The organism is Endozoicomonas sp. ALC013, from assembly GCF_049310205.1.
Classification (GTDB): Bacteria; Pseudomonadota; Gammaproteobacteria; order Pseudomonadales; family Endozoicomonadaceae; genus Endozoicomonas.
In genome coordinates this window covers 1-5,555 of record NZ_JBLYNS010000217.1, presented here as the reverse complement: position 1 = coordinate 5,555, position 5,555 = coordinate 1, and the positions used below count along the sequence as shown (strand labels likewise).

Here is a 5,555-nt window from a genome sequence, read left to right as displayed (position 1 = left end):
AACCCCGGCAACAGCCCCGTCTTCAGCCCCGACAGCAGCCCATAAAGCAGCCCCTAAGAAAGCACCACAGACAGCAAACGCGGGGGCGAACTCCAAAATAGTTCGGCCAGTAAGTTTAATCGTTTTTTCCGAAATAATGACCACACGCTCCTGCAATGGGATATTTTTTATCTCTTTTAACTTGTTATCAGTTAATTGATTTGTACAGATAGGGCATTTTTTTTGGTTGGAACTTTCCACCCATTTCCGCATGCATGATTTACCAAAAGCATGTCCGCATATTAGCTCGATGCTTTTGTATTTTGTTGAGTCACAACATATTGAGTCATAACATATTGCACATTTAATAAGACCGTTAGCACTATTCATATCAAAACCGAACCATAAAAGGATTTTTTTCAATAGAACATTGGATAATAATATTTGGTTTTGGTTCCCTATGAATACTTAGACTTCAAGGGAAAAAAGTCATTAGATGAGACGTTTTCATTTGATCAGCTAATGACGCTGTATGCCCGGCCGGACTATACGGAAGCAAGAGTGATCGCAGCCCTGTTTATGGTGCGCGAACAACTTCAAGCCGGGTTACTGGGTTGATAAAACCGGCCAACTCAGGCCAACAGGGCCTGATCCACCTTTGCCAGAGTGCGAGATATGAGCAATCCTGAGACTTTAATTCCTGAGTTAGTACACATTGCCCGAGAGGCAGGAAAAGGTATTCTCGCCGTCTATCAGCAGGATGATCTCGGGGTACAAACCAAGGCGGATACCACGCCTGTCACCAAGGCTGATCTGGCGGCCAATGCCGTCATCGTTAATGGCCTGGAAGGTTTGCCAGTAACATACCCTCTGCTTTCTGAAGAGTCGGATCATCCCTCCTGGCAGGAAAGAAGAAACTGGCAGCGTTACTGGCTGATTGACCCTCTGGATGGAACCAAAGAGTTTATCAACCGCAATGGTGAATTCTCAGTCAATATTGCCCTGATTGAGAATAACTACCCGCTCCTTGGCATCGTGCATATTCCCACGACGGATACCACTTACTGGGGAGGTAAAAGTCTGGGCGCGTGGAAGCAGGTTAACGATGGTGCTGCCAATGAAATCCGCCCCAGAAAGTTCGCTCCCCAGAAGGAAGTCATCGTTCTTGGCAGCCGCAGTTATGGCACAGAACAGGCCAGTCACTACCTTAACGCACTGAAAGCGGTGTATCCGGGCCTGATATCCAGAAAAGTTGGCAGTGCATTAAAAAGCTGCCTGATTGCTGAGGGTCAGGCTGATATCTATCCCAGACTTGGCCCTACGTCTGAATGGGATACCGGGGCTGTTCAGGCGGTTGTTGAAGGGGCAGGCGGATTGTTTCTTAATCCGGATGGCCAGCGGTTCAGTTATAACCTGAAAGAAAGCCTGATTAATCCAGACTTTCTCGTACTGGCTGATAAAACGATTCAATGGAATAATTTCTGGCCGCGGCGTTCGTGAGGGACTATCAAAAGACATAATGAATATCATCCACCTCAACCCTGGGGGCTCTGTCGGGTGGATTATCCACCTCACCTTTAATAATGGTGGGAGAGTTCAGCTTAACCTCCTGACCGGGCAGGACTGAATCATCAATAAGCACGTTAATCTCACCGGTTTCACCACGAAACAGATATATTTTCCCTTTGATTTTCTTAACAATTTCACCGGAAATCCGAACCAGTTCTTCATCGTCTGAGGTGTTCAGAATTTCTTCAACACTTTGCTTGTGATACATGGGATTTTCGGACGTATCGCTCTGGTCAAGATTAAAACGTGTTTCCTGAGAGCAGGCCGAGGCAATAAAACCTGACAGGATTACTCCTGCTAACTTTCCTTTCGTCATAAGTCTTATCTCTATTCAATCCTTATATGATTATTCGGCAGTGCCGGATTATGATGCAATATCCATTTAACCCTGTTAAGAACGCTATTTATTTTCTTAGCTATTTAATTTTTTAGCTATTTTTTCTGTAGCTATTTTTTCTGTAGCTAATCATAAATAAGATCCATGCTAATTAAGACCCAATTCATAATAGCAAATGCTTTCCGGGTTTGTTCAAAGCCAATAATTATCTATCGAAATAGTTAAACAAACGAAGACGAAACCGTTCACGAAGAGCACAAAGAAAAGATTTCTTTGTGCTCTTTTTGACCTTCGTGGTTATCCAATTCCAAAACCCATTAAAAATATTGGGGTACCATTACAGTAAATTCGATCCTTTTTTGTGCAGTTCTTTCTGAACGCAACGGGATAATTATGCTAACTTGGGGGCCTTGTTGCTGAAAAAACCATCAAGCACCTTTTGAGTTTCCTCCAGGGGAACTAAATTCCCCAGGTCTTTTGCAATGATGGGTTTCAGTAGCTGCCTGGTATCTGCATCGAAGTAGTCTCTGTCATTCCATTCGAAACTATCCGCAACCGAACGAGGGCCACCCCTTAAATTCTCACATGGCTGATCAATATAGTTGATAATATCTTGCAGAAAGTGCAAGGTTTTGATGGTCTTCGGAATAAACATTGACTCTGCCCAATGACTGACCTCCATTTGCTGAACGGGACCCTCCGTCCATTGGTCATAACCTCTCATTAGCTCGCTTTTCTCACTTGAAAGTTCAAGGCTGATCAACTGCTGGAAAATATCTTTATAGTTTTCCTCCCATTTATCAGGGGCCGTAGCCAGCTGAAAGGCTAAAACTAACAAATCCTCATATCCCAATTTATGAGAATGGGCGCTATTTAACTGGTCATCCAGAGAGTCGTGGTGTTTGGGTTTGGAACAATATTCAGACATTTTGTGTAAGACCTTCGTATACGACACCATCAAATGACTGACCCTTTCCATGGTTCCGGTCTTATTAGTCGATAATGCGTCAAGCCAAATATCCTTGACCAGACGGAAAAAGACCGGATACTCCAGGAATGAACATTCATCGATTTTGGGAAAATCTGCCGGAGGGTTATTAACCAACTCCTGAACTTGTTGGGCAAACTCACCAAAATAGCGTTGATAGTCATCTGAAGAATAATTCTTATAGTTGTTTGGATCAAAACTATGATAATGAAGATTTGCATGACCAGGAAATATCCGCGGATGGGCACCCGGGTATGATTCACGGTAGTGAGTGCAGACTTCTGTGGCAGACCCGAAGTCACATAAGAACTGTTGATCATAACCAATAGCCAGAACTGGCCAGCCATAACGGATGTAGGTTGCCGACTCCTTGAGGAACTCTGGCCAATTGCTGACAATCTCGGCCACTTTTTGCTGCTCCGGCCACGCAGAGGTAAGGTGTTCGTCAATTTTTTTGTCCAGACTTTTTTTCAGTGACTCGGCAAACCTGACGACCTCTTGGACTATTTGAGATTGATTACGGAAGCCGCGAGTCTTGTCCATCGCCTCTTTGATGATGAGAAATGCGGAGGTTATATCAACGCGTTTGCCGGCAAGCTCCTGGATAATATCAGCCGGAGTTGGTTTAATTTCCCGTTCATATAGCGCCGTCTCTCCAGTAATAATATCCTTCTCAGAATACCCCAGCATCTTCAGTTGAAGGCGCTCAGATGAGGTGGTGGTGTGCCGGGAATCAAACTTCCCGGCTATTGCAGGTGTAGTGCCGAACGATAATTGATCAGCACCGCCGACGGCAGTGCACTGGATAGATGTTTGTGGCTGGATGGAATTCGCCATGTAAACTCCTGAACGTAGAATGAAAACGAAATTCTTGTGATTGACCAGATTAAAAGCGATATGTTGACTGACTGATCAGTTTTATGGACAACAGGACTAGAATTTTGTTCCCAAACTCTCCCGGTTGGCAGCAGTTCAGTTATAACCTGAAAGAAAGCCTGATAAATCCTGACTTTCTCGTACTGGCTGATAAGTAGCTAACCATCAAAAAACATAATGGATATCATCCACCTCACCTTTCTCTATTCATTGTTTGTTCAAATCCAACCATCATCTGTCGATATATTTTTAACCTTTTCATAGTGTTAGTTAATTAAAATTGATTTGGACATCATAACGCAGTCACTTCGCAATAATATGAGGCCCATTATGCCCCACCTTACCATCCGGAATGCATTCAAGAGCCTGATCTCTCTCGTTCTGGGCATAGTGTTCATGAATCAATGCCTGGCTTCAGAACAAGACTGCACCAACCTGCATGAACTCCAACACTACTCTGAACAGCTATTGCCTCTGTGTGAAGCCGATGATTCGGCCACACCCATCCAACTGGCCTCCGATCAGGCACTGGAGGTCTGTGATGAACCGGATGGCAGTGGCATGTGCAGAACCTATTTCAACGCTACCGGCAATGTGGCAGAAGCGCTGGAAGACAATTTTTCCTTTGCGCGGTTGATTCCGTTCAACCATCACGATTTTTATATGGCATTTATGTCAGACCCTCAGTACCCATGGTCATGTCAATCATCAAAAGAAAATTGTGATGACCAGGACAAAGCCTGGCAGGAAAATATGAATTATGTGCAAAGCCTGAATGCATTAATGGATGACCTGGGTAAAGAGCAACTGGCCGGCGTCGTCATCAATGGCGACCTGACCGCGTTTGGTTATGACTGGCAGTTCGATGCCTACTACCGGCTATACCACAACGAATTAAAAATGAACGTCTATCCGGGCCTGGGTAATCATGATATTTCCAACAATGTTGATGGCTGCTTTTTGAACAACTGTGCTTCCAGAATGATGCTGTATTTACGGGATCATGTGCGTACGTTGAATGTCCGCAGTTTTGACTATCACAGCACGGGGACTTATTTCGAGTTTCCATTACTGAAAAAAAAATTCAGTAAAAGCTTTGCTTATTCCTGGGATATTGGTGACATCCATTTCGTTCAACTCAATAATTACCCAACCTATACGGCACAATGGGATGGCTGGAACTTTGCCAGGACCCGAAGGGATTATTTTGATATCCAATCCGCCAGAGAGTGGCTGGCCAATGACCTGGATCAGGCCAGCAGTGAAGGCAAACATATTATCCTGAACTACCACATATCTGGTTTTACCAATGAGATAAGAGATATCCTGCGGCGATATAAAATTTCTGCCATTTTTGCCGGTCACCTGCACTCTTTTGTAGGCCAGGTTGATTTTCACACCCTGTGGGATTTCTACGGACCAGGTGAGCACCTCCCTGTGTTTCTGGGAGGCGCAACGGTGTTCCAGAAATACATGCTGGTTCGATTTGAGGAAGATCAATTTGAGGTCAGTATTGTGAAAAGTGATCAGGGCGCAAGTTACGAGTTGGAGAGTGAGGGTGTATATCCCCTTTATTAAGTCGTTATTCGTAATGTGTCTACATCCTGATGATTTTAACGGTTTTCTCTTTTTTCAGTACCTGGTAAACCAGCCGGTGCTGAATATTAATTTTCCGCGATAATGCGCCGCTCAGGTCGCCCAATAGTGGCACTGCCCAAAATGGATCGGCCTGCTGTTCAAAAGTGACCACCTCTGCTGCTGATGGCACACCGTGCTGCAATGTGTCCATTCAGAAAAAATTTGTAT

Annotated in this window: 6 protein-coding genes; 2 read left to right on the top strand and 4 right to left on the bottom strand. The window is 44.5% G+C overall.

Going from position 1 to position 5,555, the window contains the following annotated elements; genetic code table 11:
* The coding region (locus ACO6V1_RS22120; RefSeq protein ID WP_422468615.1) for an RING finger domain-containing protein at positions 1–369 on the bottom strand (369 nt) is incomplete at its 3' end.
* A 285-nt stretch (positions 370–654) separates the two neighbouring features.
* Between ACO6V1_RS22120 and cysQ the strand changes: the two genes are divergently transcribed.
* On the top strand, positions 655–1,479 hold the full coding sequence (gene cysQ, locus ACO6V1_RS22115) for a 3'(2'),5'-bisphosphate nucleotidase CysQ (protein WP_422468613.1): 825 nt from the start codon (positions 655–657) through the stop codon (positions 1,477–1,479).
* Positions 1,480–1,486: 7 nt separating this feature from the next.
* On the opposite strand, the gene ACO6V1_RS22110 is transcribed toward cysQ, so the two are convergent.
* Together ACO6V1_RS22110 and ACO6V1_RS22105 are read right to left on the bottom strand one after the other, a co-directional pair.
* Positions 1,487–1,864: a YgiW/YdeI family stress tolerance OB fold protein gene (locus tag ACO6V1_RS22110; RefSeq protein ID WP_422468611.1), complete on the bottom strand. Its 378-nt coding sequence runs from the start codon at positions 1,862–1,864 to the stop codon at positions 1,487–1,489.
* A gap of 412 nt (positions 1,865–2,276) precedes the next feature.
* Entirely contained in the window at positions 2,277–3,563 is a 1,287-nt protein-coding gene (locus ACO6V1_RS22105; protein ID WP_422468609.1) for a hypothetical protein, read from the bottom strand.
* A 516-nt stretch (positions 3,564–4,079) separates the two neighbouring features.
* Between ACO6V1_RS22105 and ACO6V1_RS22100 the strand changes: the two genes are divergently transcribed.
* On the top strand, positions 4,080–5,327 hold the full coding sequence (locus ACO6V1_RS22100; RefSeq protein WP_422468607.1) for a metallophosphoesterase: 1,248 nt from the start codon (positions 4,080–4,082) through the stop codon (positions 5,325–5,327).
* A gap of 19 nt (positions 5,328–5,346) precedes the next feature.
* On the opposite strand, the gene ACO6V1_RS22095 is transcribed toward ACO6V1_RS22100, so the two are convergent.
* Positions 5,347–5,538: a hypothetical protein gene (locus ACO6V1_RS22095; RefSeq protein ID WP_422443869.1), complete on the bottom strand. Its 192-nt coding sequence runs from the start codon at positions 5,536–5,538 to the stop codon at positions 5,347–5,349.
* Positions 5,539–5,555: the final 17 nt, after the last annotated feature.